A 26,966-nucleotide genomic window follows, 5' to 3' on the forward strand; every position below is an offset into this window, starting at 1 on the left:
CGGGCACGAGGCCCGGCCCACCCAGGAAGCGAACGGCTCAGCCGGTCAGAAGTCGTAGTCGGCCACGTTGGACAGGTCGACCGCGACGCCCGCGTTGCCGGCGAACGCGTTGTCAGCGCCCGCGAGCTTCACCAGGGACTCGTAGCCGGGGATACCGAGGTCGGTCCCCTCCTCGATCGTGCCGCCGTCGGCGAGGATCCGGGCGATGGCGAGCTGCGCCTTGCCGGCGAGAGCCGGGTCCCAGAAGAAGATCTTGTCGATCGCGCCGCTCTCGAGGTAGCTGCCACCCACGGACGGGATGCTCGTGCCCATGACGCACACGGAGTCGGACTTGCCGGCCTCCTCGACGGCCCGCGCGATGCCGACCACGTCGGTGCCCGCCGAGCCCTGGAAGCCCGCGATGTCCGGGTACTTCGCGAGGATCTCCTTCGCCTTGTTGTAGGCGACCTCCTCGTTCTCCTCCGACTCGATCGGGTCCTCGACCCGGACCATGTCGGGGAACTCGGCCTGCTGCAGGTCGTACGCGCCCTGGATCCACTCGGAGTGGGAGCCGTTGGTCAGGCGACCGACCATCTGCACGTACTGCCCGGTGCCGCCGGTGCACTCGCCCAGGTTCTCCATGATCTGGGCGCCGTACGCCTTGTTCTCGAAGGCCTCGATGTCGATGTCGACGTTCTCGATCCCGACGGCCTCGTGGCTGACGACGATGATCCCGGCCTCGCGGGCCTGGGCCAGGACGCTCTCGAGCCCGGCCAGGTCGTTCGGGACGACCGTGATGGCCACGGGCTTCTGCGCGATGAGGTCCTGGATGATCGACACCTGGCCCTCGTTGGTGGCCTCGGCGGGGCCCTCCTGGCGGGCGTCGAGGCCCGTCTCGGCGGCCCACTCGTCGACGCCGACCTCCATGCGGTCGAACCAGCCGATGCCCGTCGCCTTCACGACGGTCACGTACGCGCCGTCCTCGACCGGGGCGGACGACGAGTCGTCGCTGGCCCCGTCGCTCGGCTCGGCCTCGTCGACCGAGCTGCACGCGACCAGCGCCATCGCCATCGTGCCGACGAGGATCCCGCCGGCCAGCCTCCTGTGCTTCATAGGTTCACTCCCTTGTGATCTGGCATCGCCCTTGCCGTGCCGGCATCAGCGGTGAGCGCGACGGTACGGGTTTCCGCGCGCATCTGTCAACGAACTCGCGCATGCCTCTGCGCGGCTTCGCGAAGGGACATGCGCGATATCGCGCATACCGTGCGCTACGCTGTCGCGGAGCGAGAGGGGGTCGCAGTGTCGCGACAGGCTGAGACAGTCGAGCTACTGCTCGAGCGTGGCTTTGTGTCGGTGACGGACCTGGCGAAGCACTTCGGGGTCACCGAGTCGACGATCCGGCGCAACCTCGCCGAGCTCGAGGCGCGCGATCTCGTGCAGCGCACGCACGGAGGTGCGCTGCCGGTGCGCCAGACCGACGCGCCCATGGACCTCAAGCAGACGCTGCACCGGCCGCACAAGCGCGCCATCGGGCAGGCCATGGCGGACCGGATCCTCGACGGGCAGACGGTGCTCCTCGACAGCGGGAGCACGACGCTCGAGGTGGCCCGCCACCTGCACAGCAAGCACCTCACGGTCGTCACCAACGACCTGCTCATCGGGGCCGCCGTCGCGCAGAACCAGAGCGCGCACCTGGTCTTCATCGGGGGCGAGCTGCTGCCGAACGTCTACACGATGTGGGGCCCGACGTCGGTCCAGCAGCTGCAGAACCTGCGCGTGCACGTGGCGGTCTTCGGCGCCGACGCCGTGAACGAGGACGGGATCTACAACACGAACAGCTACGAGCTCGAGGTCAAGCGGACGATGCGCGCCATCGCGTCCGAGGCCTTCCTCGTCGCCGACAGCTCCAAGTTCGGGCGCGAGGCCCTCTTCAAGGTCTTCGACTTCGAGATGTTCACCGCCGGCATCACCGACGAGTACCTGGACCCGCTCCGCGCGGCACAGTTCCCGGTCCCCCTCATCCGGGCGACGCTCGACCCCCACGAGGACGGCGGCGACGACCATCGGCGACCGGGCCGCCCTCAGCCGCGCTCGGTGGACGCGCGGTCGTTGTAGAGCACCGCGCGCGAGCGCAGGCGCCCCCCGGCCAGGTCCGCGAGCGCACCCTGCGCCTGCGTCATCGGGTAGCGGTCGACGACCGTGCGGATCTTGCCCTCGGCGGCCAGGCGCAGCACCGCGCGCATCTGCTCGCGGTTGCCCAGGATCGACCCCTTGATCGTCTGGCCCCTGTTGAAGTGGAAGTCGCGCACGTCGATGGGGACGGCGTTGACCAGCGTCCCGCCCCAGGCGAGCGTCCGCATCGCCTGCTGCGTCACCTCGTCCGAGCCGGCGAAGGTGAGCACGGCGTCCGCGGAGTCCGCGATCGCCTCCATCGCCGCCGGGTCCCTCGAGTCGACGGTGCGCGCCGCGCCGAGCTCGCGCGCCACCTCCAGGTGCGCGGGCGTCCGTCCGACGGCCACCACCTCGGCCCCCGTCAGCGCGGCCATCTGCACGGCCATGTGCCCGACGCCGCCGAGCCCGAAGATCGCCACGACGTCACCGGGGCCGACGTCGACCTTGCTCACGACGCCGTACGCGGTGATCCCGGGGCAGAACAGGGGCGCGGCGTCGATCAGGTCGAGCTCGTCGGGGACGACGTACGTGTGGTGGGCCCAGGAGAGCATGAACTCCCCGTAGCCGCCGTCCACGTGCTCGCCCGTGATGATGCGGCGGTGGCAGAGCTGCTCCCGCCCCGTCCGGCAGAACCGGCACTCGCCGCACGCCCACCACAGCGGCTGCACGCCCACGCGGTCGCCGACGGCGAAGTCCGTCACGCCCTCGCCCAGGGCCGCGACGTAGCCGGTCACCTCGTGGCCCGGCACGATCGGGCTGATCGCAGGCACCCCGCCGTCGACCCAGTCGCCCTCGATCATGTGCAGGTTCGAGCGGCAGACGCCGCAGCCGGCCACCTCGATGAGCAGCTGGCCCGGCCCGGGCTCGGGCCGGGCGCGGTCGCGCCAGGCCAGCGGGCCGGTCGCGAGGGGGGCGGGCGTGGTCAGCTCGTTGGCGCGCATCATTGACACGGGGCCGACTGTGGACCTCGTCGGCCCCATGGTCAACTCGGTGGCCGTATCGATTCGACGGGAATGTACCGTGGGACCGCAACCATCGTGACGAACGTCACCCGCGGCTCAGCCGCCGGCGATCTCCGGCGTCGCGCCGGCGTCCTCACCCGGCCCGTCCAGGGCCCGCGGCCGCCGGTGCAGCACCTCGGCCGCGTGGTCGGCGAGCGCGTCGCCCGCCGAGCCGTACAGGTGGAACACCGCGTCCGCGCCGTGCCGCTGGAGCTCGAGCACGTCGTCGTCGTAGCGGGCGACCGCCGCGACGCGACCGGTGAAGCCGGCCGCGTGCAGCCGGGCGAGCGCGATGAGGTTGGCGCGGTGGAACGGCATGGCGAGCACCACGACGCGCACCTTGCCCGCGCGCTGCACCCGGTTCCAGAACTCCACGTCGGTGGCGTCCGCGCGCAGCACCTCGAAGCCGAGCGCGCGCAGGTCGTTCACCCGCACCTGGTCGTGCTCGACGCCGACCACGTGCAGCCCGTACTCGTCGCGCAGCTTGAGGTACGTCGCCGAGCCGATCCGCCCCAGTCCGAGCACCATCGCGTCGGCGTCCCCGACGTCGACCAGCCGGTCGTCGGGGTGCAGCTGCAGCGTGCTGTGGTGCGGCAGCAGCCGGACCATCCGCGTGGCCAGCTCCACGCCGCGCCGGTTGACCAGGGCGGACACCACGAAGCTGAACGCGACGGCCATCGAGATCGCCACCAGCCAGCGCTCGTCAAGAAACCCCGCCGACGAGCCCACGGACGCGACGATGATCCCGAACTCGGAGAAGTTCGCCAGCACGAGGCTCGCCAGGAACGCGGTCCGCCGGCGCAGCCGCAGCGCCCACAGCAGCACGGCGAAGATCGCCACCTGGAAGGGCAGCAGCGCCAGCACGAGCACGGCCAGCAGCAGCTCCTCCAGCCCCGGCGTCCCGTGGAGGCCGATCTGCAGGAAGAACGCGACGAGCATGAGGTCCTTGAACGTCATCAGCGAGCGCGACAGCTCCGGCGCGCTCGGGTGCCGCGCCAGCAGCACCCCCATGACGACGGCGCCCAGCTGCGGCTCGAGACCCACGGCGTCGAACAGCCCCCAGCCGAGCGCGACGGCGACCGTGACGCCGAAGAGCGCCTGCAGCTCGCCGTGGCCGATGTGGTCCCAGATGCGGTGCAGCACCCATGAGCCCGGGACGAGCAGGACGAGCGCGAGCGCCCACGGGCTCGGCGGCTCGTCCGCGACGAACGCCATGAAGAGGACCGCGACCACGTCCTGGAGCACCAGCACGCCGACGGCGATGCGCCCGTAGAGCGAGGTGGTGTCCGACCGGTCCTCGAGCACCTTCACGACGAACACCGTGGAGGAGAAGGACAGCGCGAACCCGATCAGCGCCAGCCCGCCGACCGGCTCGTCCGCGAGCAGCGGCGGGCCGACGAGCGCGACGAGCCCGAGGAACCCCATCCCGACGGCCGTCGCCAGGACGATGTGCACGCTCGTCGTCACCCAGATCTCGCGCCGCAGCAGCGTCCGGGCGTCGAACTTCAGGCCGATCGCGAAGAGCAGGAGCACGACGCCGAGGTCCGCGACGGCCTCGAGGCCGGCGGGCTCGGGCGCGCCGAACGCGCCGAGCGCGAACCCCGCGGCGAGGTACCCGACCAGCGGCGGGAGCCGCAGCCCGAGGGCGACGAGCCCGCCCACCACGGCGGCCACGAGGTACAGCCCGATGCCCACGTGCGCCTCCTCCCGCCGGTGGGGCGATCATCCCGCGTCCGGAGCACCCCGCGGGCACACCGCCCGAACCTTTCACCCCGGGCGCGCGGGCGCCGTCGCCCGGTGGTTGCATGAGCGCCAGGACGCGCCGCGCGACCGCACGGGGCCCGCCCGGACCGAGGGGAGGCTCCCGGATGGCGCTGCGGATCGAGGACTACGGGATCGTCGGCGACCTGCACACGGCCGCGCTCGTCGGGCGCGACGGCTCGATCGACTGGCTCTGCCTTCCCCGCTTCGACTCCCCCGCGTGCTTCGCGGCGCTGCTCGGCGACGAGGACGCCGGGCTGTGGCGCCTCGCCCCGGCGTCGGGCGGGCTCGCGACGAGCCGCCGCTACCGCGGCGACTCGCTGATCCTCGAGACGGAGTGGACGACGCCCGACGGCACCGTCCGGGTGGTCGACGCCATGCCGCCGCGGGGCGAGGCCGCCGACGTCGTGCGCGTCGTCGAGGGCGTCAGCGGGCGGGTGCCGATGGAGATGACCCTGCGCATCCGGTTCGACTACGGCCGCGTCGTCCCGTGGGTCCGCACGGTGGACGGCCAGCTGGAGGCCGTGGCCGGGCCCGACGCCGTGTGGCTGCGCTCGCCCGTGGAGCTCGAGGGCCGGGACCTGACGACGTACGCGCACTTCGCGGTCGCCGCCGGGGAGCAGGTCCCGTTCGTCCTCACCTACCGCCCGTCCCACGAGCCGCGCCCGACGCCCGCCGAAGCCGGGCGCGCGCTGGCGCAGACCGAGGAGTTCTGGGCGCGCTGGATGCACCACTTCCGCTACGACGGCGGCTGGCCCGACGCCGTCCGCCGCTCGCTGCTCACGGTCAAGGCCCTCACCTACGCGCCGACCGGCGGCATCGCCGCCGCCGCGACGACGTCGCTGCCCGAGCAGCTCGGCGGCCCGCGGAACTGGGACTACCGCTTCTGCTGGCTCCGCGACGCGACCTTCGCCCTCCAGGCACTGCTGGGCACCGGGTTCGTCGCCGAGGCCAAGGCGTGGCGCGAGTGGCTGCTGCGCGCGGTCGCGGGCGACCCGGCCGACCTGCAGATCATGTACGGGCTGGACGGCACCCGGCGCCTGCCGGAGTACCAGCTCGACTGGCTGGGCGGGTACGAGGGCTCCCGGCCGGTGCGTGTCGGCAACGCCGCGTCCGGGCAGCTGCAGCTGGACGTGTGGGGCGAGGTCCTCGACGGCCTGCACCTGTCCCGGGTCGCCGGCATCCAGTCGGAGGGCGGCGCCTGGGACCTCCAGCGCGCCCTGCTCGACTTCCTCGAGGGGCACTGGCACGAGCCGGACAACTCCCTGTGGGAGGTCCGTGGCCCGCGGCGGGACTTCGTGCACTCCAAGGTGCTCGCGTGGACGGGCGTCGACCGGGCCGTGCGCGCCGTCGAGCAGTTCGGGCTCGAGGGGCCGGTCGCCCGGTGGCGCGACCTGCGCGACCGCATCCACGCGGACGTCTGCGCACGCGGCTTCGACGCCGACCGGGGCACGTTCACGCAGTTCTACGGCTCGGCCGGCCTGGACGCCGCCCTCCTGCTCATCCCGCAGACGGGCTTCCTCCCGTGGGACGACCCGCGCGTCGTCGGCACGGTCGAGGCCGTCGAGCGCGAGCTGTACCGCGAGGGCTTCGTGCTCCGCTACGACCCGTTCGCCGACGGCGGCGTCGACGGCCTGCCCGGGGCCGAGGGCTCGTTCCTCGCGTGCACCTTCTGGTTCGCGGACGCCCTGCACGGCACCGGCCGGACCGCCCAGGCCCGGGAGGTCTTCGAGCGGCTCCTCGACCTGCGCAACGACCTGGGCCTGCTGGCCGAGGAGTACGACACCGCGACCGGTCGCCAGCTCGGCAACATGCCCCAGGCCTACTCCCACGTGGGCCTGGTGAACGCGGCCCGCCACCTGAGCGGGACCCGGCCGGCCCGCACCCCGGCCGCGCCCTGACGGCGACGGCCCCGCCCCCGAGGAGGAAGAGCACCATGCGCGCACTCACGGTGGTCCCCCAGCAGCCGGGTTCGCTCCAGGTCACCGAGATGCCCGACGCCATGGCGGGCGACGGCGACCTCCTCGTCGAGGGCCTGGCCGTCGGCGTATGCGGCACCGACCACGAGATCGTCGACGGCGACTACGGCTGGGCCCCGCCGGGCGAGGACCGGCTCGTCGTCGGGCACGAGTCGCTCGGTCGCGTGCGGACCGCCCCGCGCGGGAGCCGCTTCGCCGAGGGCGACCTCGTCGTCGGGGTGGTCCGCCGGCCGGACCCCGAGCCGTGCGGGGCGTGCGCGGCCGGGCAGTTCGACATGTGCCGCAATGGCCGGTATACCGAGCGCGGCATCAAGGCGATCCACGGCTACGCGAGCGACCTGTGGCGCGTCGAGGAGGACTACGCGGTGGTGCTCGACCCCGGGCTGGCCGACGTCGGCGTGCTCATGGAGCCGGCGAGCGTCGTGGCCAAGGCGTGGGAGCAGGTGGAGCACGTGGGCCGGCGGGCCTGGTTCGAGCCGCGCACGGCGCTTGTCACGGGCGCCGGACCGATCGGGCTGCGCGCGGCGCTCCTCGGTGTGCAGCGCGGCCTGGACGTGCACGTCCTCGACCGGGTGACCGACGGCCCGAAGCCGCGGCTCGTCAGGGACCTCGGCGCGACCTACCACCACGGCGACCTGGACGACGTCGCCCGCGAGACGAGCCCCGACGTCGTGATCGAGGCGACCGGTGTCCCGGCCCTCGTCTTCGGCGCGGTCGCCGCCACCGCCGCCTACGGCATCGTGTGCCTGACCGGGGTCTCCCCCACCGGGCGGCCGCTCCGGATCGACGGGGGCGGCCTGAACCGGGAGATGGTGCTGGAGAACGACGCGATCGTCGGGTCGGTGAACGCGAACCTTCACCACTACCGGCTCGCGGCGGACGCCCTGGCACGGGCCGACGTCGGCTGGCTGAGCCGCCTCGTCACGCGCCGCGTGCCCCTCGACCGGTTCGCGGAGGCCTTCGAGCGGCGCGCCGACGACGTCAAGGTGGTGCTCACGCTCGGGGGCGGGGCGTCCTGAACGCGGGACCAGGCGGGCCGCGCCGGGTGTCCGGGGCCGGCGCTACGGTCGCGACCTGCGCGAGAGAGGGGGAGGGCATGGAGATCCTGCTCGTCGGAGGGCTGTGGCTGGACGCGTCGGTGTGGGACGCCGTCGTCGGGGCGCTCGAGGCGCGCGGCCACCGGGGCGTCCCGGTCGCGCTGCCGGGCCAGGGCGACGGCGACACCGCCGCGACGCTCGCCGACCAGACGGCCGCGGTCGTCGCCGCCGTCGACGCGGCCGACCGCCCGGTCTGGGTGGTCGGCCACTCGGCCGCCGCGACGCTCGCGTGGCTGGCGGCCGACGCGCGGCCCGAGCGCGTCGCGGGCGTCGCGCTCGTCGGAGGCTTCCCGGCGGCCGACGGCGGCCGCTACGCCGACTTCTTCCCCGTGGCCGACGGCGTGATGCCCTTCGCGGGCTGGGACGCCTTCGAAGAGGCCGACGCCGCCGACCTCGACGACGCCGCGCGCCGCGCGTTCGAGACCCGCGCCGTCGCGGTGCCCGAGGGCGTCGTCCGCGGCGTCGTGCGCCTGCGCGACGAGCGGCGGTTCGCGGTGCCCGTCGTCGTGGTGTGCCCGGAGTTCTCGCCGGACGACGCCCGCGCCTGGGTGGGCAGCGGCGACGTGCCGGAGCTGGCCCGGGCCGCCCGCGTGTCGTACGTCGACCTCGACAGCGGCCACTGGCCGATGCTCACCGCGCCGGCCGAGCTGGCCCGCGTCCTGTCCGAGGCCGTCGACGGCGCCGACGGCGACGCTGCGGGACGCGCCGGCTGAGCACCAGGGCGCGCCCCGCAGCGGGTGCGTCGGCAGGGCACGCCGTCAGCAGAGGGCGGTGTCGACCGCCTGCTCGGCTGCGGCGAGTGCCTCCATCGACGGCACGAGCGACGTCGTGACGATCGTCGCCGCGCGCCCGTCCGCGACCACGCCGCCCCGGCTGGAGTACCCGGGGATGTCGCCGCCGTGCCCCCAGGCGACGACGCCGCAGCTCAGCTCCGTGCTGATGAGCCCGAGGCCGTAGCCGTCGCCGGGGTACTCCGGCGGCATCGGCACGGTCGTCTGCATCTGCTCGAGCTGCGCCGCCGGCACCACCTCGCCGGCGACGAGCGCCGCGAAGAAGCGGTTGAGGTCGCTCGGCGTGGACACCATGTCCCCCGCGGCCCCGCCCATCGACGGGTCGAGGCGCGTGATGTCGTCCAGGGTCCCGTCGGGCCGCGGGTGGTAGCCCTGCGGATACCGCCCGCGCAGGTCGCGCTCACCCGGCAGCGGGACGTACGTGTCGTGCAGGCCGAGCGGCTCGATGATCCGCTCGGTGACCTGCTCGGCGAGCGGCCGGCCGGTGACCCGCTCCACGATCAGCCCGGCGAGCACGTAGTTCGTGTTGTTGTAGGCCCACCGCTCGCCCGGCTGGAAGTCCGCGCCCTGCGCGAGCGACAGGTCCACCAGGTCTCGCGGCTGCCAGTACCTGTCGCGGATGGAGAAGAAGTCGGGCGGGCTGCCCAGGTCCATGCCGAGCAGGTACTCGGCCAGTCCGCTCGTGTGCTGGAGCAGGTTGCGCACGGTGATGGCGGTCGCGTCGATGCCCTCGCCGCGGACGACGCCGGGCAGGTACGTCTCGACCGGCTCGTCGAGCGCGACCTTCCCCTCGGCGACGAGCTGCAGCACCACGGACGCCGTGAACGTCTTCGTGTTGCTGCCGATCCGCACCTGGCCGTCGGGTGGTACGCGGCGGCCGGTCGCCAGGTCGCCGACCCCGGCGGTGTCGTCGCGCTCGCGGCCACGGGCGTCGACGACGGTCGCGAGCACCCCGGGGAACCCGTGGTCGGCAACGAGCCCGTCGAGGGCGACCTGCAGCTCGCGGTCGGGCGCCGCCGGACGGGTGGGCGAGGCGACGGCCGTCGGGCCGGGCTCCGCTCGCCCGGCCGCGCCGGCGGCCGGCGCGGTCCCGGCGAGGCCGCCGACGACGGCGCCCGCGGCGAGCAGCGCGGCGAGCGCGCGGCGCCGCGGGCCGCGGTGGTCGGGTGTGGTCATGGGTCCTCCTACGGTGGGGCCCGCGGCTGCGGGCGATGACCGGACCCGTCCACCCTCGGTCGGCAGGGCGACGCGCGCGATGGCGCCACCCCGCCGACCGGTGGTGGGGCCAGCCCCACCGTGCGGACCCCCGCCCGCGGCTAGTTCCAGTTGTCGATCTTGACGTCGCGCGGCGCGGGCCGACCGGCGCCGGTCTCGACGAGCTCCTTGAGACTCATCAGGAACACGGCCCACTTGGTGCTGCAGTGGTGCATGAACTCGACCGGCTCCGCCCAGCCCAGGTGACGGAAGAGCACCTCCGTCCAGCCGTCGGACTGCGCGAGGTCGAAGCCGACGTGCGTGCCGATCCACTCGGCCGGCCCGTCGACGACCTCCCACAGCACGCGCTGCCCGGGCACGGCCTCCTTCACGAGCATGTCGAAGCCGTCCGGGCCGTTCGCCGTCTCGAAGCGGAACCGGATGACGCCGCCGGGTGCGACGTCGCCGGTCGTGTCCTGCGTCCACCAGCCGGCGAGGCCGTCGAGGGTCGTGAGCGCGGCGTAGACGCCGTCGGGCGACGCCGATCGCACGGCGACCCTGTGCAGGATGTCCACCATCGTGATTCCCCTTTCGTCGCAGGAGCCGCGTCCGCCCTCGTCCGGGCGCGCGCGACCGACACCACCGCGGCGCGGTGGTGGTGGTGCAGGCGGGGGTCAGTCCGCCTGGCTGCGCTGGATCGCCTCGGCGATCCGCTTGATGCGGCGCAGACGCGCGTCCCACGCGGCGCCGACGTCGGCGAGCTGCGCGACCGCGCGGGCCAGCTGCGCCTCGTCGACCTCGTAGAGCCGCTCGCGCCCCGCGGGCGTCGAGCGGACGAGGCCGGCGCGGTCGAGCACGGCGAGGTGCTTGGCGATGGCCTGGCGCGTCACCGGCAGGTGCCGGCTGAGGGTCGTGGCGGTGCCGCGGCCGTCGGCCAGGAGCAGGTCGAGCATCCGCCGGCGGGTCGGGTCGCCGACCGCGGACCACAGGTCGTCGTCGACGGCGGTGCTCATCGCGGGGACACCAGCCCTTCGGCGTAGGACACCAGGCGCGGCAGGTAGTACGCCCAGCCGACGACGTTCTGCTGGTACCGCTCCTCGAGGACGGCGGCCTCCCACCCGCGCTCGCGGAACCCGATCTCCGTCAGCCGCAGGAGGGTGCCGGTGCCCGACGGCGTGATCTCGAACGTGGCGAGGTAGGAGTTCGTCGACGACGCCACCTCGCCCTCCTCGTAGGCCCAGCGGAAGGAGAAGCGGTGCGGCCGCTCGGCGTCGACCACCGTCATGGGGACGACGACGGCGTCCGGGTCGCCGGCCCGGCCGAAGGTCATGCGGCCGGCGCCGCCGGGTGCGGGGTCGAGCTCGATGTCGTCCGGCCACCACTCGCGCAGGTGCTCCGGAGAGGAGACGACGTCGTAGACGAGCTCGGGCGCGGCCTCGACGTAGATCTCCCGCTCGATGCTGCCGAACTCCATGGGGACCTCCCGCGATGCGCAACCTGTCGTTGCGTATGACAGTAGGGGACCTAGGCGGGATGCGCAACCTTTGATTGCAGATTCGTCCCGCCGTCGGGACGCGGGGCTAGGCTCGCCCGATCCCGCCGCCCGCGGGCGCACGAGGACGGGAGCCGACGATGCCAGGACACCGGATCTTCGCGATGAGCGTCGCGGACCTGCACCCGCTGTACGTCGCCAAGGCCGAGCGCAAGGGCCGCACCCGCCCCGAGGTCGACGAGGTCATCTGCTGGCTGACCGGCTACGACGCCGAGGGCCTCGCGCGCGCCATGGCCGACGGCGTCGACCTCGAGACGTTCTTCGCGCGGGCCCCGGCGATGAACCCGAACGCCGCGCTGATCACCGGCGTCGTCTGCGGCGTGCGCGTGGAGGAGATCGAGGACCCGCTCATGCAGAAGATCCGCTACCTCGACAAGCTCGTCGACGAGCTCGCCAAGGGCCGTCCGATGGCGAAGATCCTGCGCGGGCCGGCCTGACGGCGAACCGGTTACCCGCGCGTCGGCAGCTCCTGGACGGCCCAGGTGTTGCCGTCGGGGTCGGCGAAGTGCACGAACCGGCCCCAGGCGAGGTCCTCCACCGGCGAGACGTCGACACCGCGGGCGACGAGGTCGGCCCGCGCCTCGTCGGCGGAGGCGACCACCACCTGCAGCGCGCGCAGCGTGCCCGGCGCCATGTCCTCGCCGATGCCCTCCCCGAAGGCGATCGAGCAGGCGGAGCCGGGCGGCGTCACCTGCACGAACCGCAGGTCGTCGCTCACCCGGACGTCGTGGTCCACCGGCCAGCCCAGGGTGTCGCCGTAGAAGGCGCGGGACCGATCGGCGTCCGCGACCGGGACGAACACGAGCTCGATGCGGTAGTCGACCATCTGGGACCCCCTCGGGTGGACCGCCGGAACCCCACCGCCCCGGCCAGGACCGCCAACGTAAGCGGCGCCACCGACACCGCCATCGACACCGCCGACGCCCGCCCGCCGGCCGCGCGCGGGCGTAGGGTCACGTGCTCGTGACGCTCCCCCTCCCGTCCGCAGACCCCGCCGCCCCGCGCGTCGGGATCGTGGTGACCGACGGCTACCCGGCCGAGGACCCCGACCACGACACGCCCCTGCTGGTCGCGGCGCTGCGCGAGCGCGGCATCGACGCGGCGCCCGTCGTCTGGCACGACGGCGCCGTGGACTGGGCCGCGTTCGACCTGCTCGTGCTGCGCAGCCCGTGGGACTACCCCGAGCGGATGGCCGAGCTCACGGCCTGGCTGGCGCACGTCGAGGGCGCGACGACGCTCCTGAACCCGCCGGACCTCGTCCGCTGGAACCTCGACAAGCGCTACCTGGCGCGGCTGGCGGACGCGGGCGTCGCCGTCGTGCCCACGGTGTACTGCGACGACGTCGACGCGGCGGGCGCCGCACTGGCCGCGCGGACCGGCGCGCGGGTCGTGCTCAAGCCGGCCGTCTCCGCGGGCGCGCGGCACACCGGCCTGTTCGACGCGGACGACCCCGCCGCGCTCGCGCTGGCGGCGCGGATCGTCGCGGCCGGGAACGCCGTGATGGTGCAGCCGGAGATCCCCGAGCTCTCCGCCGGTCGCGAGAAGGCGCTGTACCTGGTCGACGGCGAGCTCACCCACGCCATCGCCAAGGGGGCGCTGCTCGCGCCGGGCGGCGGCCTGATCGGCGGCGTCTACCAGGAGGACCCGCAGCCGGTGGCGACGACCGACGCCGAGTCGGCGTTCGCGCGTCGGGCCCTGGCCGCCGTGCAGGCCGTGACGGGGTGCGCGATGCCGCTGTACGCGCGCATCGACCTCGTCGACTCGGCGGAGCACGGCATCGTGCTGCTCGAGGCGGAGCTGTTCGAGCCGGCCCTGAACCTGCACGTCGCCCCGCACGTGACCGCCGTCGTGGCCGACGCGGTGCTCGGCCGCCTCAACCCCGCGCGCTGACGGAACACGCCGCGAGGCTCCCCACTGAGCCGTAGCCTGGCCGTACCGCACGGCTTGGGGGGCTCCATGAGCGAGGACCAGGACCGACCGATCGTCGCCGCCGGGGTGCCCACGGGCCTCCACACGCCAGCGATGGGGATCGCCGCGCCGATCGGTGCGGTCAGCCGCAAGGACCGCCTGCGCGCCGCGCGCACCGCGCTGCGCCGCGACGGGTCGGACGTCGTCCTGCGCGTCGCGTTGCCGGGCACGGCGAGCCTGCAGCGCCGAGGGACTGACGGGGTCTGGGAGACCGTCGCGACGCGGCGCGTCGGGCGCCTGCGCACCGCGCGCTTCGCACCGGCGCCGGGCGCCACCGCGCGCGTGGTCTTCGCGCCCAGGAACACCGACATCTCGGCATGGGTCTCGGAGCCGCTCGAAGGCTGATAATGGAACCGTCCGCCGACGACGGCGGGGGGTGGGCGAGATGACCAAGGACGCGTGGTCGCGGCTCGCGGCGGCCTACGACACGGACCACACCTTCATCGCGGGCGCCGACCTGGTCGACGCCGTCCGCGAGCATCTCGCGGCGACGGTGCCCCGAGGCCGCGTGGTCGAGCTCGGCTGCGGGACCGGCCTGTACACGACCGCCTACGCCGGGCACTGCGAACAGGTGCTCGCCCTGGACCTGTCGAGCGACATGGTCGAGATGGCCCACTGCACGCTCAGCGCGATCCCCCAGGCCGAGGCCCGGGTCGCCGACGCCACCGCCACCGGGCTGCCCAGCGGGGAGGCGGACGCCGTCGTGGCCGTGAACCTGCTGCACGTCGTCCCGGACGCGAAGGCCGTCCTCACGGAGGTGCGCCGGCTGCTACGACCGAACGGGGTGCTGATCGCCGTCGACGCCACCGGCCAGGGCCTCTCTGCGCGCCAGATGATCGCCGCAGGCTGGCGGATCATCCGCCGGTGGGGGCCGGTGCCCCCACGCGCCAAGGGCCAACGCGACCTCGACCAGCCGGGGCTGGAGGCGCTGGTGCTCCAGGAGGGCTTCGAGTCCGTGACGGGACACCTGCTCACCGGCCGCCGGATGAACGCCGCGTGCGTGCAGGCGCTCACCCCCGCGCTCGCCGCGGCCGCGTGAGGCGCGTGCATCCGGCGGCAGGCCCGCCGACGGAGAACGGGGCTGGTGAGCCCCGCCCGAAGGCTCAGGGCGCGACGGCCGCCACGGCCTCGATCTCGACCAGGGCGCCGGGCGGGCCGACGTCGAGCACCTTGACCACGGTGATCGCCGGCGGTGCCGCCTCGCGCGGCCAGAACTCGCCGAACGCCGCGACGCCCTCCTGGAGGTCCGCTCCGTCGACGTAGAGGATCCGCCAGGCCACGATGTCCGTCACCTGCGCCCCGGCCGCCTCGACGGTGGTGCGCAGGTTGGCGAGCGCCTGCCGGGTCTGCTCGGCCATGCCGGGGCCGACCACCGCGCCGTCGGGCCCGACGCCGTCGTGTCCGCCGAGGTGGATGGTGTCGAAACCGGCCGGGACGCGGACGGCCCAGCTGAACAGCGGGCTCGCGTGGAGCTCGGGCGGGTTGATGTGGGTCGTGGTCTTCCGTTGAGTCGTCATCGGCCCATGTAACCAGTTAAACTAGTTACATGCACCTGGGGAGCGAGGCGGACCTGCATCGGCGCTTCCGCACGGGCCGGCCGTGCCTGGACCTCGTGCACACCGGCGGCGACGGCGGCATGGCACAGTTCGAGATCGCACACACCCCCGACGACCTGGGCCGCCTCCTCGGGCGCATCCTCGGCCTCCCGCCGCTCGAGGCGGACGATGCCGACCTCGTCGCCGCCCGCCGCCTGCGCGGCGCGATCACGCGCATCGCCTACGACGTCGCGGGCGGCTCCCTCCCGCCCGTGCCGGTCGACGCCCGCCGGCCCGGCGACGAGGACCTGGTCAACGCGGCGGCGGCCGCCCCGCCGCTGGTCCCGGCGCTGCTGCCGGACGGCGGCCGGGCGGTCGTTGCACCGACGGTGACGGCCGCGCTGTCCACGCTCGCCCGCGACGCGATCGACCTCTTCGCCGGACCGCTCGTCGCGCGGATCCGGGTCTGCGCCGCGGAGAACTGCGGCCTCCTGCTCGTCGACACCACCCGCGCGGGCGCGCGCCGCTGGTGCTCGATGGAGGTCTGCGGCAACCGTGCGAAGGTCCGCGCCCACCGCGCCGGCGCGTGACGCCCGTCGGGCACGGGAGAATCGACCCATGACGGCGACCGTGCAGGCCAAGGGCGTGAGCGCCGCTTTCGGTGACCGAACCCTCTTCTCCGGCGTCGACCTCGTGGTGGCGCCGGGCGACGTCGTCGGGCTGGTCGGGCCGAACGGGGCCGGGAAGTCCACGCTGCTGCGCGTGCTCGCAGGGCTGCTGGCGCCGGAGGCGGGCAGCGTGACCGTCTCCCCACCCGACGCCGAGCTCGGGTTCCTCGCGCAGGAGATCGAGCGCCGCCCCGACGAGTCGGTGGCCGCGCACCTGGAGCGGCGGACGGGCGTCGCCGCCGCGCAGGCCGCGATGGACGACGCCGCGCACGCCCTCGCCGAGCCGCCGGGCGGGGATCATGACGCCGCGGCCGAGGCGTACTCCGATGCCCTCGAGCGCTGGCTGCGCCTGGGCGGGGCGGACTTCGAGGCCCGGCGCGACGCGATCGCCGCCGACCTCGGGCTGACCGTCGACCTCGACCTGCCGATGACGGCCCTGTCCGGCGGGGAGGCGGCGCGGGTCGGGCTCGCGGTGCTGCTGCTCTCGCGCCTGGACCTGTACCTGCTCGACGAGCCGACGAACGACCTCGACGCCCACGGCCTGGACCTGCTCGAGGAGTTCGTGGCGCAGGCGACCGCCCCGATCGTCGTCGTCAGCCACGACCGGGAGTTCCTCAGCCGGACCGTGACGACCGTCGTCGAGATCGACCGGAGCCTGCAGCGGGTGCTCGTGTACGGCGGCTCGTACGACGCCTACCTGGAGGAACGCTCGATCACGCGGCGCCGTGCACGCGAGGCGTTCGAGGAGTTCGCGGCCCGGCGCGACGCGCTGGCGGCCCGGGCACGGATGCAGCGCGCGTGGATGGCGAAGGGCGTGCGCAACGCGCGCCGGAAGGCCTCCGACAACGACAAGCACGTCAAGCACCACCGCGGCGAGACCTCGGAGAAGCAGGCGGCGAAGGCCCGGCAGTCCGACCGGGCGCTGGCCCGCTTGGAGGCGCAGGCGGTCGAGGAGCCGCGCAAGGAGTGGCAGCTGCAGATGTCGATCCAGGCAGCGCCGCGCTCGGGCGCGGTGGTCGCGACGGCGGCGGGCGCGGTCGTGCGGCGCGGCGGCTTCACGCTGGGCCCGGTGGACCTGCAGCTCGACTGGCAGGACCGCGTCGCGGTGACCGGCCCGAACGGCGCGGGCAAGTCCACGCTGCTCGCCCTCCTGCTGGGCCGGGTGGCGCCGTCGGCGGGGAGCGCGTCGCTGGGCTCGGGGGTCCTCATCGGCGAGGTGGACCAGGCGCGCGCCGCGTTCGAGGGCGACGAGCCGGTCGCCGCCGCGTTCGGGCTGCAGGTGCCCGACTGGCCGACGGCGGACGTGCGCACCCTGCTCGCCAAGTTCGGCCTGGGCGCGCACCAGGTGGGGCGACCGGCCTCGTCGTTGTCTCCTGGCGAGCGTACCCGGGCGGCGCTCGCGCTGCTGCAGGCGCGCGGGGTGAACCTGCTGGTCCTGGACGAGCCGACGAACCACCTCGACCTGCCGGCGATCGAGCAGCTCGAGGCGGCGCTGGAGTCCTTCGACGGCACGATCCTGCTGGTCACGCACGACCGCCGGATGCTGGAGACCGTGCGCCTCACCCGCCGGTGGCACGTCGAGGGCGGGCGAGTCGCGGAGGTCGAGCCCGGCTGACGCCGGTCGCGCCCGACCGGGCCTGACGGGCCCCGACGGGCCCTGACGCAGCCGGGGTCAGGACGACGCGCCGGAGACCTCGTCCAGTCGCTCGAGCAAGCGGTCCGCCGCGCTCTCGATCGCGTCGTGCCCGTTCTGGGCCGCGCGTTGCTTGGCGTGGATGAGCGCCGCGCGGTTCACGCGCCGGAAGTCCCCGTAGGGGAAGGCGTAGCGGCCCTTGGTGTCCTCCGACGCCTCGGGGTCGACGGCCAGGTGCCACGCGCCGAACCCGTCGTAGCCGTCCCGCTCGACGACGCGGTTCTCCTCGTCGGCGCTCGGGGCCGCCTCGGACCACTCGGTCGTGGTGTCGTACGTGCCGTCGTCGATCAGGCGGCGGGCCTGACGGACGGCCGCATCGTTCACGGAGTAGGTGGGCATGTCCTCGACGGTAGGCGCGATCCGCCGGCGCGCATCCCGAGCGCTAGGTTCGGACGGCTCATCCCGGTCGGCCCATGGCCGATCGGAACGGTGCGACACCCCGCCGCCCGCGTCTTGCCAGAAGGAATCGCCTGTGCCCAGAGCCCACGTGTCGGCGCCCGGCGTCGTCCCGGCGCCGGCCCGGCCGAGGGACGACGCGCCGTGCGCCGACCCGCGGGACGCCGAGGAGGCGGCCGTCGTCACCCTGGGTGCCGATGCCCTCCGGAGCGTCCTGCAGCCGGTGGTCGACCTGCGCACGGGCGAGGCGGTCGCGCACGAGGCTCTCCTGCGGGGCCCCGCGGGTACGCCCTTCGAGTCCCCGCTCGCGCTCATCGCGGCCGCGCGCGAGGCCGGCCGCTCGGCCGAGCTCGACGTCGCCGCTCTGCGCCGGCACCTGACGCACGCGGGCTCGAGCCTCGCCGGGCCGGAACCGCTGCTCTTCGTGAACCTCGAGCCGACCACGCTGTCGGTGGCCCTCGACGAGGTGCTCGGGGTGCTGGCGTCCCGGCCGGACGGGCTGCGCCTGGTCGTGGAGTTCACCGAGCGCGCCCTCGCCACCGATCCCGCGGCGATCATCGACGCCGCCGAGCGCATCCGCGAGACGGGCTGCGCCGTCGCGCTGGACGACGTCGGGGCGGAGCCCGCCTCGCTCGCCTTCGTGCCCCTGCTGCGGCCCGAGGTGGTCAAGCTGGACCTCCGGCTGCTGCGGACCGTCGACGACCCGGCGACGATCACCGTCGCCCACGCGGTCCGCGCCTACGCCGAGGAGTTCGGGCGCGACGTCGTCGCGGAAGGCGTCGAGACCGCCGGGGACCGCACCCGCGCGGTCGTGCTCGGCGCGACGCTGGGCCAGGGCTGGCTGTGGGGGCGACCGGACCCCGCCCCGCGCCCCGCCGACGGCCGCGCACTGCGGGTCCGTGCGTCGCTGCCCCGCCTCGGCCGGGCGCCACGCACGCCGTTCGAGCTGCTGCGCCCGGACGAGACGCAGGCCGGCCCGAAGGAGCTGCTGCTGTCGGTCTCGCGCGGGCTCGAGCTCGCCGCGGTCCAGTCGCGGGTCCCCCCGGTGCTGCTCAGCGCGTTCCAGGACGTGCGCAACTTCGGCCGCCCGACGGCGCGGCGGTACTCGACCCTCGCCCGTGACCTGCCGCTCGTGGGCGTGCTGGGACACGGCATGGCGGGCACGCCGTCCCCGGGGGTCCGTGGCGCGTCGATCGCGCCCGACGACGACCTCGCGCGCGAGTGGACCGTCGTCGTGCTGGGGGCCCACGAGGCGATCGCGCTGATCGCGCGCATCCGGCCCGACGGTGCGCCGGGTGGGCCCGCCGCGGAGAGCGGTTCCGGCGTGTGGTTCGACTTCGCCGTGACGCACGACCGGGCCCGCGTCACCGAGGCCGCGCTGCTGCTGCTCGAGCGGCTCAGCGTCCGGGCCAGGTGACCCGGTCGGCGGGGCCGACCTGGCCGTGGCGGTCCCTGCCGTAGAGCACACACAGGCCCTGGCCCCGGCGCTTCGCGTCGTACATCGCGGCGTCGGCTGCGGCGACCATCGCGTCGACGGTCGGCAGGCCGTCGAGTGCCACGGCGACGCCGACGCTGGCCGTGATCGTGTAGCTGTGCCCGTCGAGCTCGTAGGGCGCCCGGAGCGTCTCGGAGATGCGGTGCGCGACGGCGAGCGCCGCCTCGGCGGTCGCGACGTCGTCGAGCAGGACGAGGAACTCGTCCCCGCCCACGCGCGCGGCGGTGTCGCCCGCCCGCAGGGCCGCGCTGATGCGGTCGGCGACCGTGACGAGGAGCTCGTCGCCCGCGGCGTGGCCGTAGGTGTCGTTGACCCGCTTGAAGTCGTCGAGGTCGAGGAAGAGCACGGCGAAGCCGGCGGAGCGGTTGCTCGCCAGGTGCATGCGGTGGTCCAGGCGGTCCCAGAACGCCGCGCGGTTGGACAGCCCCGTGAGGTCGTCGTGCAGGGCCCGGTGACGGAGCTCCCGCGTGGCGGCCGCGAGCTCGGCGGTGCGATCGGCGACGCGGCGCTCGACCTCCTCGAACGACGCCGCGAGCTCCTCGCCGAGCGAGTTCACGCCGGCGGCGACCGCGTCGACGATGTCGCCGTCCGGGCCGACGGTCGCGCGCGCGTCGAACCTCAGCGCCGCGAGCTCCTGGATCACGCTGACGACCTCTTCGAGTCGGCGCTCCAGGTCCGGAGGGCTCGCAGGGCCTCCAGGCTCCTGCGGCGGAGTCACCCCAGGTACCCCGTGAGCCAGGCGACCGCGGCGTCCTCGTCGTCGAAGAGCCGGGTCGGCGCCTTGGGCCGGTTCACGTTCATGAAGAAGTTGCCCATCATCCGGCTGAGCGGGTTCCCGACGACGATGCCGACGGCGGTCACCACCTCGTGGCGCCGGATGAACTCCAGGCGCCCGGCGCGGTCCTGCGGGCCGGCCTGCCGGACGTCGACCATGAGCGGGGCGGGGCGACCACCCGTGACCTCGGTCATCGCCTCGATCGTCGCGACGGCGTCCTCCAGGCCCGAGGGGACGGGCGGGGACCAGACGAGGCGGACGACGCCGTCGGGCGGCAGCCACATCCGGAACTTGGGGTGCGTGACCTCCGGGCGGCTCATCGCGAGCCCCCGGGCACCAAGGAGGTGCTCTCGTGACTCGCGGGCACGATGGTCACAGGTCCATCCCTTGTTCGGCGGCCCGGCTGACCTCGAGGGCCCCGTGGCTTTGCGTCCCCGCCTCGCGGCGGGTTTGCCTTGTCGTCGCTCACCTTCCTTATCGGCTCACGAGGGCGCCGTGATGAGGAAATGCCGGGCCCGACGGGGCGCCGACCGGGCTGTCGACGCCCCGCCGGGGGGACCGGCGGCAGCGCTCAGCCGCAGGCCACGCCTCCCAGGGCGACCGCGCTCGGCGCCGGTGACGACGGGCCGTTCGCGACGAAGCCGACCGTGACGGACGCGCCCGGGGCCAACGACGGCGACCACGCCGGCGCGGAGACCGTCACCGTGCGGCCGGACTGCGCGAAGGTGCCGTTCCAGCCGTTGCCGATCGTGACGCCGTCGGGCACCGAGAAGCTCAGCGTCCATGGTGAGACGGCGGCCCCGCCGTCGTTGGTCACGGTCACCGCGCCCTGGTAGCCGCCGGGCCACGCGTTCGCGATCGTGACGTCGGCACTGCAGGTCCCGACGGGGTCGGGCTCGCCCGGGTCGCCGGGGTCGCCCGGGTCCCCGGGGTCGCCGGGGTCGCCGGGGTCACCGGGGTCGTACGGCCGGGGCTGCGGCGGCACGAGGGAGTCGGCCAGGATCGCGTACTTGCGCTGGTTCACGGTCTGCCAGTCGTCGCCGACGATGCCGCCGGTGTCGCCGGAGTTCGGGTTCCACGACCAGTACGTGAACGACGTGCCCTTGGTGTCCATGTAGTCCATGAGCGCGGCGAGCCACTGGGCGTCCTGCGGGTCGGCGAGCGTGCTGCCGAACTCCCCCACGAGAACGGGGGCGATGTCGTCGGTCTGCAGGTAGCCCCAGAAGTGCTCCCACACGTCCGGCAGGTTCGCCGGGAAGTCGGGGTTGCGGGACGTGTCGAACCACGGCTGGCGGTCGTAGACGGACAGGCCGTAGTCGTGCGCGGAGTAGACCAGCCGGTTCGCGTGCTGCAGGCGCACCGGGTCTTCGCGCGCCCCGGCGAGGTTCCCGCCCCACCAGGTGCAGCCCATCGGGTCGTCCGGGATGTCGTCCCACGAGTTGGCGGTACCGCCCGACAGGCAGCTCACGCCTTCGACGACGATCAGCCAGTCGGGGTTGACCTGGTGAATGGCGTTGCCGATCCGCTCGGCGGCGAGCCGCCAGTCGCGGGCGGGGTCGCCGCAGCCCCAGCAGGCGCCGGTCGCTGCGGGATCGGTGCCCTCGGCGTGCGGCTCGTTGAACAGGTCCGCACCGACCACCGTCGGGTTGTCCGCGTAGCGCTCGGCGAGCAGCTGCCAGTCGGCGATCATGCTGGCCTCGGACACCGTGGGGGTGTACCAGAGGGGCGTCTGGCCGGCGGCGGACGGGCGGTGACGGTCGAGGATGACGCGCATGCCCAGGTCGCCGGCCTGCGCGATGACCTTGTCGAGGATCTCGAGCGGGCTCAGGCCCAGCAGGTCGGGGTTCACCGAGCTGTTGATGCTGGTCGCCTGGGCCCCCGGCCGCAGCGCGTCGCCCGCGAACGGGACGCGCAGCGTGTTGAAGCCGAGCTCGGCCATGTGGGCGAGCTGGTCCCGCCACGGCACGGCGGACCACAGGCCGTGGAAGGTCTTGTTGTCCGTCTCCATGCCGAACCAGTTGATGCCGGTGAGCCGGACCTCGGCGCCGGTGGCGTCGAGGATGCGGGCGCCGTCGGTGTGCAGGTACCCGGTCCCCGTGCCGACGGCGGCCGCGGCCGCGACGGGTGCGGCGGGCGCCGCGCCGGCCGTGCCGATGGCGCTGGCCATCGGACCGGCCGCGAGCGTCCCGGCGAGGAGCGCCAGCCCGGTGATCGCCCCGGCGAGGCGCGGTCGACGGCGTCGTGCTGTTCTCATGACCACTCCTTCAGCGCGCAGGCAGTCGTCGGCGGGCGCGACGGGCGCTCGTCGGCCTGGCACGACCAGCCATGCAAGCGGGAAGGAGGGGCGCCGCGGAGGGCCCGAAACGTGTAAGTCCTGCGGTCAGCCGGCGTCGGGCACGGCGGCCGGCTCCGGCGCGCGCCACACGCGGTACTGCGGCGGGAACACCCCGCGCGGCTCGTAGTGCGCCCACATCACGCGGTCGAGCAGGAGCTCCACGAGCGGCGTCTGCGCACCCGGCGTGAACGGGCACGCGGCCACGGCGGCCTCGCGCAGCGCGGCCTCGTCGCGCACGACGGCGTGCCCGGCGACCATGAGCTCGTCGTCGACGTCCTCCGAGCCGGTCGAGTGCAGGGCGTACCGCCCGTCGCGCTCGAGGTCACGCAGCTTCGGGGACGGCTCGATGAAGGCGAACAGCGAGCCGGAGGCCCAGACGGGCATGATCGGGTGGATCCGCGGCGCCCCGTTCGCGCCGACGGTCGCGAGGTAGCCGAACCCCTGCCCGGGCACCGTCAGCAGCGCTCGCGCCGCCTCGGCGACCTCAGGTGCGGACTCGGCGAACTGCCCCCATGTCGTCATGCGGGGATGCTCGCACCGTTGATCATCAACCCGCCAATCTCCGCGCCTGCCGTCCCCGCCCCCGTCCCCGCGCCCATCCCGCGCTCCGTCCCCGCGCCCATCCCGCGCTCCGTCCCCGCGCCCATCCCGCGCTCCGTCCCCGCGCCCATCCCAGAAGTCGCACCGCTCACGGAGGCCGTGTTCTCGCGCGACGGCTCGCGGAGGCGGGGACACTTCCGAGAAGTAGTTGCCGCGGAAAGCAGTTCTGAGAACAGTCCCCCCGCCGCGGCCGTCGCACCGGCACCAACAACGACTCGAACCTGCAACCGGCGCGGTCCAGCTGCCCCGCTCACGGCCGGCGGGTCAGCGACTGAGGCCCTGCAAGCGGGGGACGCAAGGAGCACGGGGCACACACGACGCACGGGGCACGCAAGACGCACGGGCACGCAAGGAGCACGGGGCACGCGAGGAGCGGGAACGCTTCTCAGAAGTAGTTGCTGCGGAAAGCAGTTCCGAGAAACCTCCCCGGCCGTCTGCCGCACCACCGCGCGAACCCACAGCGGATCGCTGAGCCGGTCAAACGCACAACGGATCGCCGGGCGGCAGCGCCCACAGCCGCCACAGCACCGACGCGCGGCATCCCGTGCGCGAAGGGAGGATCCGTGCGGCGCCGCGTCGGGCCGGCGGAGGCCCGATGCGGGAGGGCGTGGTGGGAGCCGAGGAGGACGTGGTGGGAGCCGAGGAGGACGTGGCGGGAGCCGAGCGGGGCCAGGTCGAGGACGGGTCCGAGGCGATCACGGCGGAGGACGACGCCGAGCTGTGGCGCCTGGAGCGGGCTCGGCAGGGCTGGGCGGAGCTCAGGGACGCGACTCGCGCAGCGCGCGAACGGAAGCGCGCCCGCCACCTCTGGCTCGACGACGGTGACGACCCCGCAGACGACGGCGACGCCCCCGGACGTGACGGCGCCAACCTGCAGGGCGGCCATGACGGCCCCGCGGACGACGATGGCGACCTGGCGCGGACCCGGCGGTGGCGCATGACGGCGTCTGAGGCGACGACCTGGGGGGCGCTCGCCGCTGTGCTCACCGCACTTCCGGCAGCCCTGGACGTCCAGCTCCGCCAGGACGCGGGCATGCGCCTCGTGGAGTTCCGGGCCCTCGCGTGGCTCGCGACCGCCCCTCGGCAGGCAGCGCAGCTGGCGGTCCTCGCGGAGGCCCTTGCCATCAGCCAGTCCCACGTGTCCCGTGTCGTCGGCCGCCTCGAGCAGCGCGGCTGGCTGCGGCGCGTCGCCGACCTCGACGACGGGCGCGGGATGCGCGCCGAGCTCACCGCCACGGGCCTCGACGCGGTCCGTGGCGCCGCACCCGAGCATCTGCGCGAGGTGCGACGACTCGTCGTCGGCGGCCTGCCGACCGCGGACCTCGCACAGCTGGAGCAGACGAGCCGCCGCATCCTCGAGGCCGTCCGCCCTGGGTATTGCCTCCGCCTGCCGTACTAGCGCGGGCGCCACCCATCCCGGTGCAGGCGCAACCTGGAGCCCCTCACCCGCGGGCGTCGGCGGCGAGGGCCTCCGTGAGCAGCGAGACCAGGGCCTCGAGCTGCACGTCCGTCGACGCCGACCCCTCCTCCTCGGCCGCCGCGCCGTCGAGCGCCCGGGCGGCCAGGCCCGACTTCGCGTCGATGAGCTCGGCGATCTTCGAGTCGATCGTCTGCGCTGCGATGATCCGCCACGCGGTGACCGGCTCCGACTGCCCGATGCGGTGGACGCGGTCGATCGCCTGCGTCTGCTCGGCGTCCGTCCAGGACAGCTCGGCGAGCACCAGGTTCGAGGCCACCTGCAGGTTCAGCCCCACGCCCGCGGCGAGCAGCGAGCACACCACGATCTGGACCTCGGGGTCCTTCGTGAACGCCGCGATGGCCTTCTCGCGCGCCTTGGGCGTCTGGTCGCCGCGGATCGACGTGTAGCCGATCCCCCGCTCCGCGAACGTCTGCTCGGCCGCGTCCATCACGTCGACGTGCTTGGCGAAGAACACGACCTTGCCCACGTTGCGCGCGAGCTGGGCGGCGTAGTCCGCGGCCAGGCCGGCCTTGGCCTGGCCGATGCGACGCACCATCGTGAAGACGTTGTCGCCCGTCTTCTTGTCGCTGGAGTCCTTGAGCTCGGCCGCCGCCACGCGCCGCGCGAGCTGCAGGTCGATCCCGACGACGTCCGCGCCGTCCGGCCGTGCCGCCAGGGCCGCCCGGTAGCGGCCCACCAGCCGACGCGCGAGCGCCTCCTCCGACGCCCGGATCGAGCGCCCGATGGCGCCGTCGAGCTCCACCGGCAGGTCCGCGACCCGGCGCGCGGGGATGTCGGCCGCGACGTCGACCTTGCGCCGACGCACGATGCCCATGTCGATCACCGAGCTGCGCGCAGCGGCGGAGAACCCGGGATCCGCGGGCGTCAGCCCGGTCTCCTCGAGCGCCGTCATGAGCGCGCCGAGCGGCTTCTCGTCGTCGATCCAGCCGAGGAACTGCCAGATCGCCCGGAAGTCCTCGATGTCATTGATGAGCGGGGTGCCCGTGAGCGCCATCATCAGCGGGCGCGCGGTCCGGGTGCGGAGCCGTTCCGCGAGCGCGAGCACGTTCTGCGAGCGCTGGGACGCCTTGTTCTTGATGAAGTGCGCCTCGTCGACCACCATGCCGCGGAACCCGTGGTCGCCCAACCAGCCCACGTGCCGGTCGAGGATCTCGTAGTTCACGATGACGACGTCCGCGAACGCGTCCACGCGGTCGCCGTCCCCGTGCACGACGGTGGCCCGCCGCAGCGGCGTCCACATGCCCACCTCGTGCGCCCAGTTGGTCTTCACGACGTTCGGCACGACGGCGAGCAGCGGGAACGCGTTGGCGGCCTGCGCGGCCAGCAGCGCCTGCGCCGTCTTGCCCAGGCCCGGCTCGTCGGCGAGCAGGAAGGTGCGATGCCCGCGCGCGGCGGCCGCGACCACCTGGGCCTGGTGCACCATGAGCTCCCGCCCGAGCGGGGCGGACACGAGACGCCCGTCGGGCAGCGGCATGCGGGCCGGCGCGCCGGGCCCGGCCACCTCGAAGGAGCGGAACAGCGGCTCGAGGAGCTCCCAGCCCGCGAGCCGGCGGGCCCGGGCGGCCCGGCGCTCGGCCGCGGCCTCGAAGTCCGGCTCGAGGAAGGGGTTGGCGAGCTGGCGCGCGAGCACGGACCGCGGCACCACCCGGTGCTCGGCGGCGGCCGCCGGCGCTGCGGACGCAGCGGGCTCGGCCGGGGCGGGCGCCTCCTCGGGGGGCTCCATCCCGCCCTCGCGCATGAGGGTCGCCTTGTAGGCGCGCGCGGCGTCGGACACGCGGGCGTCCTCGGCGAGCTGGGCCAGCAGGGAGGTGTCCCGCACGGCGATCCGGGCGAGCATCGTGGCGACACCGTCGAGCCGCTTGAGCTCGTGGTCGCGCTGAGCCGCGGTGAGGGACGCGTCGGTCATCACGCGGGTCCGCTCCTCGCGCACCAGGAGGGCGACGACCTGGAACTTCGTCCGGACGGCGGCGCGTGTCGGGGGGCGGCGGACCGCGTTGTCGACCTCGCGGGCGACCTGAGCCAGGACGGGGATGATCCCCTCCTCGTCGGCGGGGCGCCTGCGCTGCGCGCCCCCGGCGGCGCGCTGGGCGCCGCCACCGGCACGCCCGCGGCCGGACCGGCGCTGGCCTGGTCCTGACACGTCTCCTCCTTCGAAGCGTCGACACCGCGACGGCGACGGCGGCGTGGGCTGCGTCACGACCGCCCGGGACTCGTGGGTCCCGACGACCCGTGCTGCAGTCAGCCCGGGGACGAGCGCTCGGATCGAGCGTCTGGTCACCGCGCAGCGTCCCCCCGCGCGCCGCCCGCGGGCGATGCTGACGCCGGCCGCGGGATGTCTCCGGAGCCACCACGGGGAACGCGACCCCGCGTGGGACTCCAGGACGCGTCGAGCGTACCGCCCCGGACCCCATGCTCAGGTGCGCTGACGCGCGGAGGTCCCCGCGGGGACCAGGAGGACGATGGACTCCTGGTCCCGCGGGGACCTCGGTGGCGGC

General features: G+C 74.4%; 27 protein-coding genes and 1 riboswitch. Of the genes, 12 read left to right on the top strand and 15 right to left on the bottom strand.

From position 1 onward, the window contains the following. Window positions 1–45: 45 nt before the first annotated feature. A complete protein-coding gene (locus AFE02nite_RS07800; protein WP_034245213.1) occupies window positions 46–1,092 on the bottom strand; it encodes a substrate-binding domain-containing protein in 1,047 nt (348 codons plus the stop codon). A 129-nt stretch (window positions 1,093–1,221) separates the two neighbouring features. Here AFE02nite_RS07800 and AFE02nite_RS07805 point away from each other — a divergent pair, with 129 nt between their 5' ends. After that, window positions 1,222–2,094, top strand: coding sequence for a DeoR/GlpR family DNA-binding transcription regulator (locus AFE02nite_RS07805; RefSeq protein ID WP_261765535.1), 873 nt, complete (start codon window positions 1,222–1,224; stop codon window positions 2,092–2,094). On the opposite strand, the gene AFE02nite_RS07810 is transcribed toward AFE02nite_RS07805, so the two are convergent. Beyond that, window positions 2,061–3,095 (bottom strand): alcohol dehydrogenase catalytic domain-containing protein, encoded by a 1,035-nt coding sequence (locus tag AFE02nite_RS07810; RefSeq protein WP_052113588.1) that lies wholly within the window; start codon window positions 3,093–3,095, stop codon window positions 2,061–2,063. The two genes, AFE02nite_RS07805 and AFE02nite_RS07810, sit on opposite strands and share 34 nt — an antisense overlap. A gap of 114 nt (window positions 3,096–3,209) precedes the next feature. After that, complete coding sequence (locus AFE02nite_RS07815) at window positions 3,210–4,847, bottom strand: cation:proton antiporter family protein (RefSeq protein ID WP_034245216.1); 1,638 nt, start codon at window positions 4,845–4,847, stop codon at window positions 3,210–3,212. Between the two features lie 173 nt (window positions 4,848–5,020). Here AFE02nite_RS07815 and AFE02nite_RS07820 point away from each other — a divergent pair, with 173 nt between their 5' ends. The 3 genes from AFE02nite_RS07820 to AFE02nite_RS07830 all read left to right on the top strand — a co-directional run bounded on the left by AFE02nite_RS07820 (window position 5,021) and on the right by AFE02nite_RS07830 (window position 8,702). Further along, window positions 5,021–6,814 carry a glycoside hydrolase family 15 protein gene (locus tag AFE02nite_RS07820; RefSeq protein WP_034245220.1) on the top strand — a complete coding sequence of 598 codons (1,794 nt, stop codon included), beginning with the start codon at window positions 5,021–5,023 and terminating at the stop codon, window positions 6,812–6,814. A gap of 35 nt (window positions 6,815–6,849) precedes the next feature. Further along, window positions 6,850–7,911, top strand: coding sequence for a glucose 1-dehydrogenase (locus AFE02nite_RS07825; protein ID WP_034245223.1), 1,062 nt, complete (start codon window positions 6,850–6,852; stop codon window positions 7,909–7,911). A 77-nt stretch (window positions 7,912–7,988) separates the two neighbouring features. Then, on the top strand, window positions 7,989–8,702 hold the full coding sequence (locus tag AFE02nite_RS07830; protein WP_146819399.1) for an alpha/beta fold hydrolase: 714 nt from the start codon (window positions 7,989–7,991) through the stop codon (window positions 8,700–8,702). 45 nt (window positions 8,703–8,747) lie between these two features. Here AFE02nite_RS07830 and AFE02nite_RS07835 read toward each other — a convergent pair whose 3' ends face one another. The 4 genes from AFE02nite_RS07835 to AFE02nite_RS07850 all read right to left on the bottom strand — a co-directional run bounded on the left by AFE02nite_RS07835 (window position 8,748) and on the right by AFE02nite_RS07850 (window position 11,448). Then, complete coding sequence (locus AFE02nite_RS07835; protein ID WP_146819400.1) at window positions 8,748–9,956, bottom strand: serine hydrolase domain-containing protein; 1,209 nt, start codon at window positions 9,954–9,956, stop codon at window positions 8,748–8,750. A 140-nt stretch (window positions 9,957–10,096) separates the two neighbouring features. Then, window positions 10,097–10,552, bottom strand: coding sequence for an SRPBCC family protein (locus AFE02nite_RS07840; RefSeq protein ID WP_146819401.1), 456 nt, complete (start codon window positions 10,550–10,552; stop codon window positions 10,097–10,099). Between the two features lie 96 nt (window positions 10,553–10,648). Then, window positions 10,649–10,987, bottom strand: coding sequence for an ArsR/SmtB family transcription factor (locus tag AFE02nite_RS07845; protein WP_034245805.1), 339 nt, complete (start codon window positions 10,985–10,987; stop codon window positions 10,649–10,651). Then, window positions 10,984–11,448 carry an SRPBCC domain-containing protein gene (locus tag AFE02nite_RS07850; protein ID WP_034245808.1) on the bottom strand — a complete coding sequence of 155 codons (465 nt, stop codon included), beginning with the start codon at window positions 11,446–11,448 and terminating at the stop codon, window positions 10,984–10,986. Before AFE02nite_RS07850 ends, AFE02nite_RS07845 begins: the two co-directional genes overlap by 4 nt. 158 nt (window positions 11,449–11,606) lie before the next feature. Between AFE02nite_RS07850 and AFE02nite_RS07855 the strand changes: the two genes are divergently transcribed. Then, window positions 11,607–11,963, top strand: a complete 357-nt coding sequence (locus tag AFE02nite_RS07855; RefSeq protein WP_034245811.1) for a DUF2200 domain-containing protein — start codon at window positions 11,607–11,609, stop codon at window positions 11,961–11,963. 11 nt (window positions 11,964–11,974) lie between these two features. On the opposite strand, the gene AFE02nite_RS07860 is transcribed toward AFE02nite_RS07855, so the two are convergent. Further along, a complete protein-coding gene (locus AFE02nite_RS07860; RefSeq protein ID WP_034245813.1) occupies window positions 11,975–12,352 on the bottom strand; it encodes a glyoxalase superfamily protein in 378 nt (125 codons plus the stop codon). Between the two features lie 131 nt (window positions 12,353–12,483). On the opposite strand from AFE02nite_RS07860, the gene AFE02nite_RS07865 reads away from it, so the two are divergent. The 3 genes from AFE02nite_RS07865 (at window position 12,484) to AFE02nite_RS07875 (ending at window position 14,533) form a co-directional block, all read left to right on the top strand. Next, window positions 12,484–13,416: an ATP-grasp domain-containing protein gene (locus AFE02nite_RS07865; protein WP_052113642.1), complete on the top strand. Its 933-nt coding sequence runs from the start codon at window positions 12,484–12,486 to the stop codon at window positions 13,414–13,416. Between the two features lie 66 nt (window positions 13,417–13,482). Continuing rightward, window positions 13,483–13,839, top strand: coding sequence for a hypothetical protein (locus AFE02nite_RS07870; RefSeq protein ID WP_034245815.1), 357 nt, complete (start codon window positions 13,483–13,485; stop codon window positions 13,837–13,839). 40 nt (window positions 13,840–13,879) lie between these two features. Then, window positions 13,880–14,533 (top strand): class I SAM-dependent methyltransferase, encoded by a 654-nt coding sequence (locus AFE02nite_RS07875; protein ID WP_146819402.1) that lies wholly within the window; start codon window positions 13,880–13,882, stop codon window positions 14,531–14,533. Window positions 14,534–14,597: 64 nt separating this feature from the next. Here the strand turns inward: AFE02nite_RS07875 and AFE02nite_RS07880 are convergent, their stop codons facing one another. Continuing rightward, window positions 14,598–15,011: a RidA family protein gene (locus AFE02nite_RS07880; RefSeq protein ID WP_034245818.1), complete on the bottom strand. Its 414-nt coding sequence runs from the start codon at window positions 15,009–15,011 to the stop codon at window positions 14,598–14,600. A gap of 29 nt (window positions 15,012–15,040) precedes the next feature. Here AFE02nite_RS07880 and AFE02nite_RS07885 point away from each other — a divergent pair, with 29 nt between their 5' ends. Together AFE02nite_RS07885 and AFE02nite_RS07890 are read left to right on the top strand one after the other, a co-directional pair. After that, complete coding sequence (locus AFE02nite_RS07885; RefSeq protein ID WP_034245821.1) at window positions 15,041–15,619, top strand: CGNR zinc finger domain-containing protein; 579 nt, start codon at window positions 15,041–15,043, stop codon at window positions 15,617–15,619. Between the two features lie 28 nt (window positions 15,620–15,647). Further along, window positions 15,648–17,312 carry an ABC-F family ATP-binding cassette domain-containing protein gene (locus AFE02nite_RS07890; protein WP_034245824.1) on the top strand — a complete coding sequence of 555 codons (1,665 nt, stop codon included), beginning with the start codon at window positions 15,648–15,650 and terminating at the stop codon, window positions 17,310–17,312. A 57-nt stretch (window positions 17,313–17,369) separates the two neighbouring features. On the opposite strand, the gene AFE02nite_RS07895 is transcribed toward AFE02nite_RS07890, so the two are convergent. After that, window positions 17,370–17,729 carry a hypothetical protein gene (locus AFE02nite_RS07895; RefSeq protein ID WP_034245827.1) on the bottom strand — a complete coding sequence of 120 codons (360 nt, stop codon included), beginning with the start codon at window positions 17,727–17,729 and terminating at the stop codon, window positions 17,370–17,372. 133 nt (window positions 17,730–17,862) lie between these two features. Here AFE02nite_RS07895 and AFE02nite_RS07900 point away from each other — a divergent pair, with 133 nt between their 5' ends. Beyond that, entirely contained in the window at window positions 17,863–19,203 is a 1,341-nt protein-coding gene (locus AFE02nite_RS07900; protein ID WP_186814501.1) for a sensor domain-containing phosphodiesterase, read from the top strand. Here AFE02nite_RS07900 and AFE02nite_RS07905 read toward each other — a convergent pair. From AFE02nite_RS07905 to AFE02nite_RS17350, 4 genes are all read right to left on the bottom strand, one after another. Continuing rightward, window positions 19,184–19,924, bottom strand: coding sequence for a GGDEF domain-containing protein (locus AFE02nite_RS07905; protein ID WP_052113645.1), 741 nt, complete (start codon window positions 19,922–19,924; stop codon window positions 19,184–19,186). The genes AFE02nite_RS07900 and AFE02nite_RS07905 overlap by 20 nt on opposite strands. 71 nt (window positions 19,925–19,995) lie before the next feature. Continuing rightward, the gene (locus AFE02nite_RS07910; RefSeq protein ID WP_034245830.1) at window positions 19,996–20,376 is read right to left on the bottom strand and encodes a DUF7793 family protein; all 381 of its coding nucleotides are present in this window, start codon (window positions 20,374–20,376) and stop codon (window positions 19,996–19,998) included. Window positions 20,377–20,446: 70 nt separating this feature from the next. Then, a riboswitch (cyclic di-GMP riboswitch) is annotated at window positions 20,447–20,521 on the bottom strand. Window positions 20,522–20,627: 106 nt separating this feature from the next. Further along, entirely contained in the window at window positions 20,628–22,310 is a 1,683-nt protein-coding gene (locus tag AFE02nite_RS07915; protein WP_034245832.1) for a cellulase family glycosylhydrolase, read from the bottom strand. Between the two features lie 126 nt (window positions 22,311–22,436). Then, on the bottom strand, window positions 22,437–22,913 hold the full coding sequence (locus AFE02nite_RS17350; protein ID WP_034245834.1) for a pyridoxamine 5'-phosphate oxidase family protein: 477 nt from the start codon (window positions 22,911–22,913) through the stop codon (window positions 22,437–22,439). A gap of 673 nt (window positions 22,914–23,586) precedes the next feature. On the opposite strand from AFE02nite_RS17350, the gene AFE02nite_RS07925 reads away from it, so the two are divergent. Next, window positions 23,587–24,390 (top strand): MarR family winged helix-turn-helix transcriptional regulator, encoded by an 804-nt coding sequence (locus AFE02nite_RS07925; RefSeq protein WP_146819404.1) that lies wholly within the window; start codon window positions 23,587–23,589, stop codon window positions 24,388–24,390. Window positions 24,391–24,433: 43 nt separating this feature from the next. On the opposite strand, the gene AFE02nite_RS07930 is transcribed toward AFE02nite_RS07925, so the two are convergent. Then, a complete protein-coding gene (locus tag AFE02nite_RS07930) occupies window positions 24,434–26,611 on the bottom strand; it encodes a DEAD/DEAH box helicase (protein ID WP_146819405.1) in 2,178 nt (725 codons plus the stop codon). Between the last annotated feature and the right edge of the window lie 355 nt (window positions 26,612–26,966).

Source organism: Actinotalea fermentans (genome assembly GCF_007991475.1).
Classification (GTDB): Bacteria; Actinomycetota; Actinomycetes; order Actinomycetales; family Cellulomonadaceae; genus Actinotalea; species Actinotalea fermentans.

Excerpts from the sequence above, each read along its gene's own strand:
- AFE02nite_RS07800 (WP_034245213.1), bottom strand. The coding sequence starts at position 1,092 with ATGAAGCACAGGAGGCTGGCCGGCGGGATCCTCGTCGGCACGATGGCG.
- AFE02nite_RS07805 (WP_261765535.1), top strand. The coding sequence starts at position 1,222 with ATGCGCGATATCGCGCATACCGTGCGCTACGCTGTCGCGGAGCGAGAG.
- AFE02nite_RS07810 (WP_052113588.1), bottom strand. The coding sequence starts at position 3,095 with ATGATGCGCGCCAACGAGCTGACCACGCCCGCCCCCCTCGCGACCGGC.
- AFE02nite_RS07820 (WP_034245220.1), top strand. The coding sequence starts at position 5,021 with ATGGCGCTGCGGATCGAGGACTACGGGATCGTCGGCGACCTGCACACG.
- AFE02nite_RS07825 (WP_034245223.1), top strand. The coding sequence starts at position 6,850 with ATGCGCGCACTCACGGTGGTCCCCCAGCAGCCGGGTTCGCTCCAGGTC.
- AFE02nite_RS07830 (WP_146819399.1), top strand. The coding sequence starts at position 7,989 with ATGGAGATCCTGCTCGTCGGAGGGCTGTGGCTGGACGCGTCGGTGTGG.
- AFE02nite_RS07835 (WP_146819400.1), bottom strand. The coding sequence starts at position 9,956 with ATGACCACACCCGACCACCGCGGCCCGCGGCGCCGCGCGCTCGCCGCG.
- AFE02nite_RS07840 (WP_146819401.1), bottom strand. The coding sequence starts at position 10,552 with ATGGTGGACATCCTGCACAGGGTCGCCGTGCGATCGGCGTCGCCCGAC.
- AFE02nite_RS07845 (WP_034245805.1), bottom strand. The coding sequence starts at position 10,987 with ATGAGCACCGCCGTCGACGACGACCTGTGGTCCGCGGTCGGCGACCCG.
- AFE02nite_RS07850 (WP_034245808.1), bottom strand. The coding sequence starts at position 11,448 with ATGGAGTTCGGCAGCATCGAGCGGGAGATCTACGTCGAGGCCGCGCCC.
- AFE02nite_RS07855 (WP_034245811.1), top strand. The coding sequence starts at position 11,607 with ATGCCAGGACACCGGATCTTCGCGATGAGCGTCGCGGACCTGCACCCG.
- AFE02nite_RS07860 (WP_034245813.1), bottom strand. The coding sequence starts at position 12,352 with ATGGTCGACTACCGCATCGAGCTCGTGTTCGTCCCGGTCGCGGACGCC.
- AFE02nite_RS07870 (WP_034245815.1), top strand. The coding sequence starts at position 13,483 with ATGAGCGAGGACCAGGACCGACCGATCGTCGCCGCCGGGGTGCCCACG.
- AFE02nite_RS07875 (WP_146819402.1), top strand. The coding sequence starts at position 13,880 with ATGACCAAGGACGCGTGGTCGCGGCTCGCGGCGGCCTACGACACGGAC.
- AFE02nite_RS07880 (WP_034245818.1), bottom strand. The coding sequence starts at position 15,011 with ATGACGACTCAACGGAAGACCACGACCCACATCAACCCGCCCGAGCTC.
- AFE02nite_RS07885 (WP_034245821.1), top strand. The coding sequence starts at position 15,041 with ATGCACCTGGGGAGCGAGGCGGACCTGCATCGGCGCTTCCGCACGGGC.
- AFE02nite_RS07890 (WP_034245824.1), top strand. The coding sequence starts at position 15,648 with ATGACGGCGACCGTGCAGGCCAAGGGCGTGAGCGCCGCTTTCGGTGAC.
- AFE02nite_RS07895 (WP_034245827.1), bottom strand. The coding sequence starts at position 17,729 with ATGCCCACCTACTCCGTGAACGATGCGGCCGTCCGTCAGGCCCGCCGC.
- AFE02nite_RS07910 (WP_034245830.1), bottom strand. The coding sequence starts at position 20,376 with ATGAGCCGCCCGGAGGTCACGCACCCCAAGTTCCGGATGTGGCTGCCG.
- AFE02nite_RS07915 (WP_034245832.1), bottom strand. The coding sequence starts at position 22,310 with ATGAGAACAGCACGACGCCGTCGACCGCGCCTCGCCGGGGCGATCACC.
- AFE02nite_RS17350 (WP_034245834.1), bottom strand. The coding sequence starts at position 22,913 with ATGACGACATGGGGGCAGTTCGCCGAGTCCGCACCTGAGGTCGCCGAG.
- AFE02nite_RS07925 (WP_146819404.1), top strand. The coding sequence starts at position 23,587 with ATGCGGGAGGGCGTGGTGGGAGCCGAGGAGGACGTGGTGGGAGCCGAG.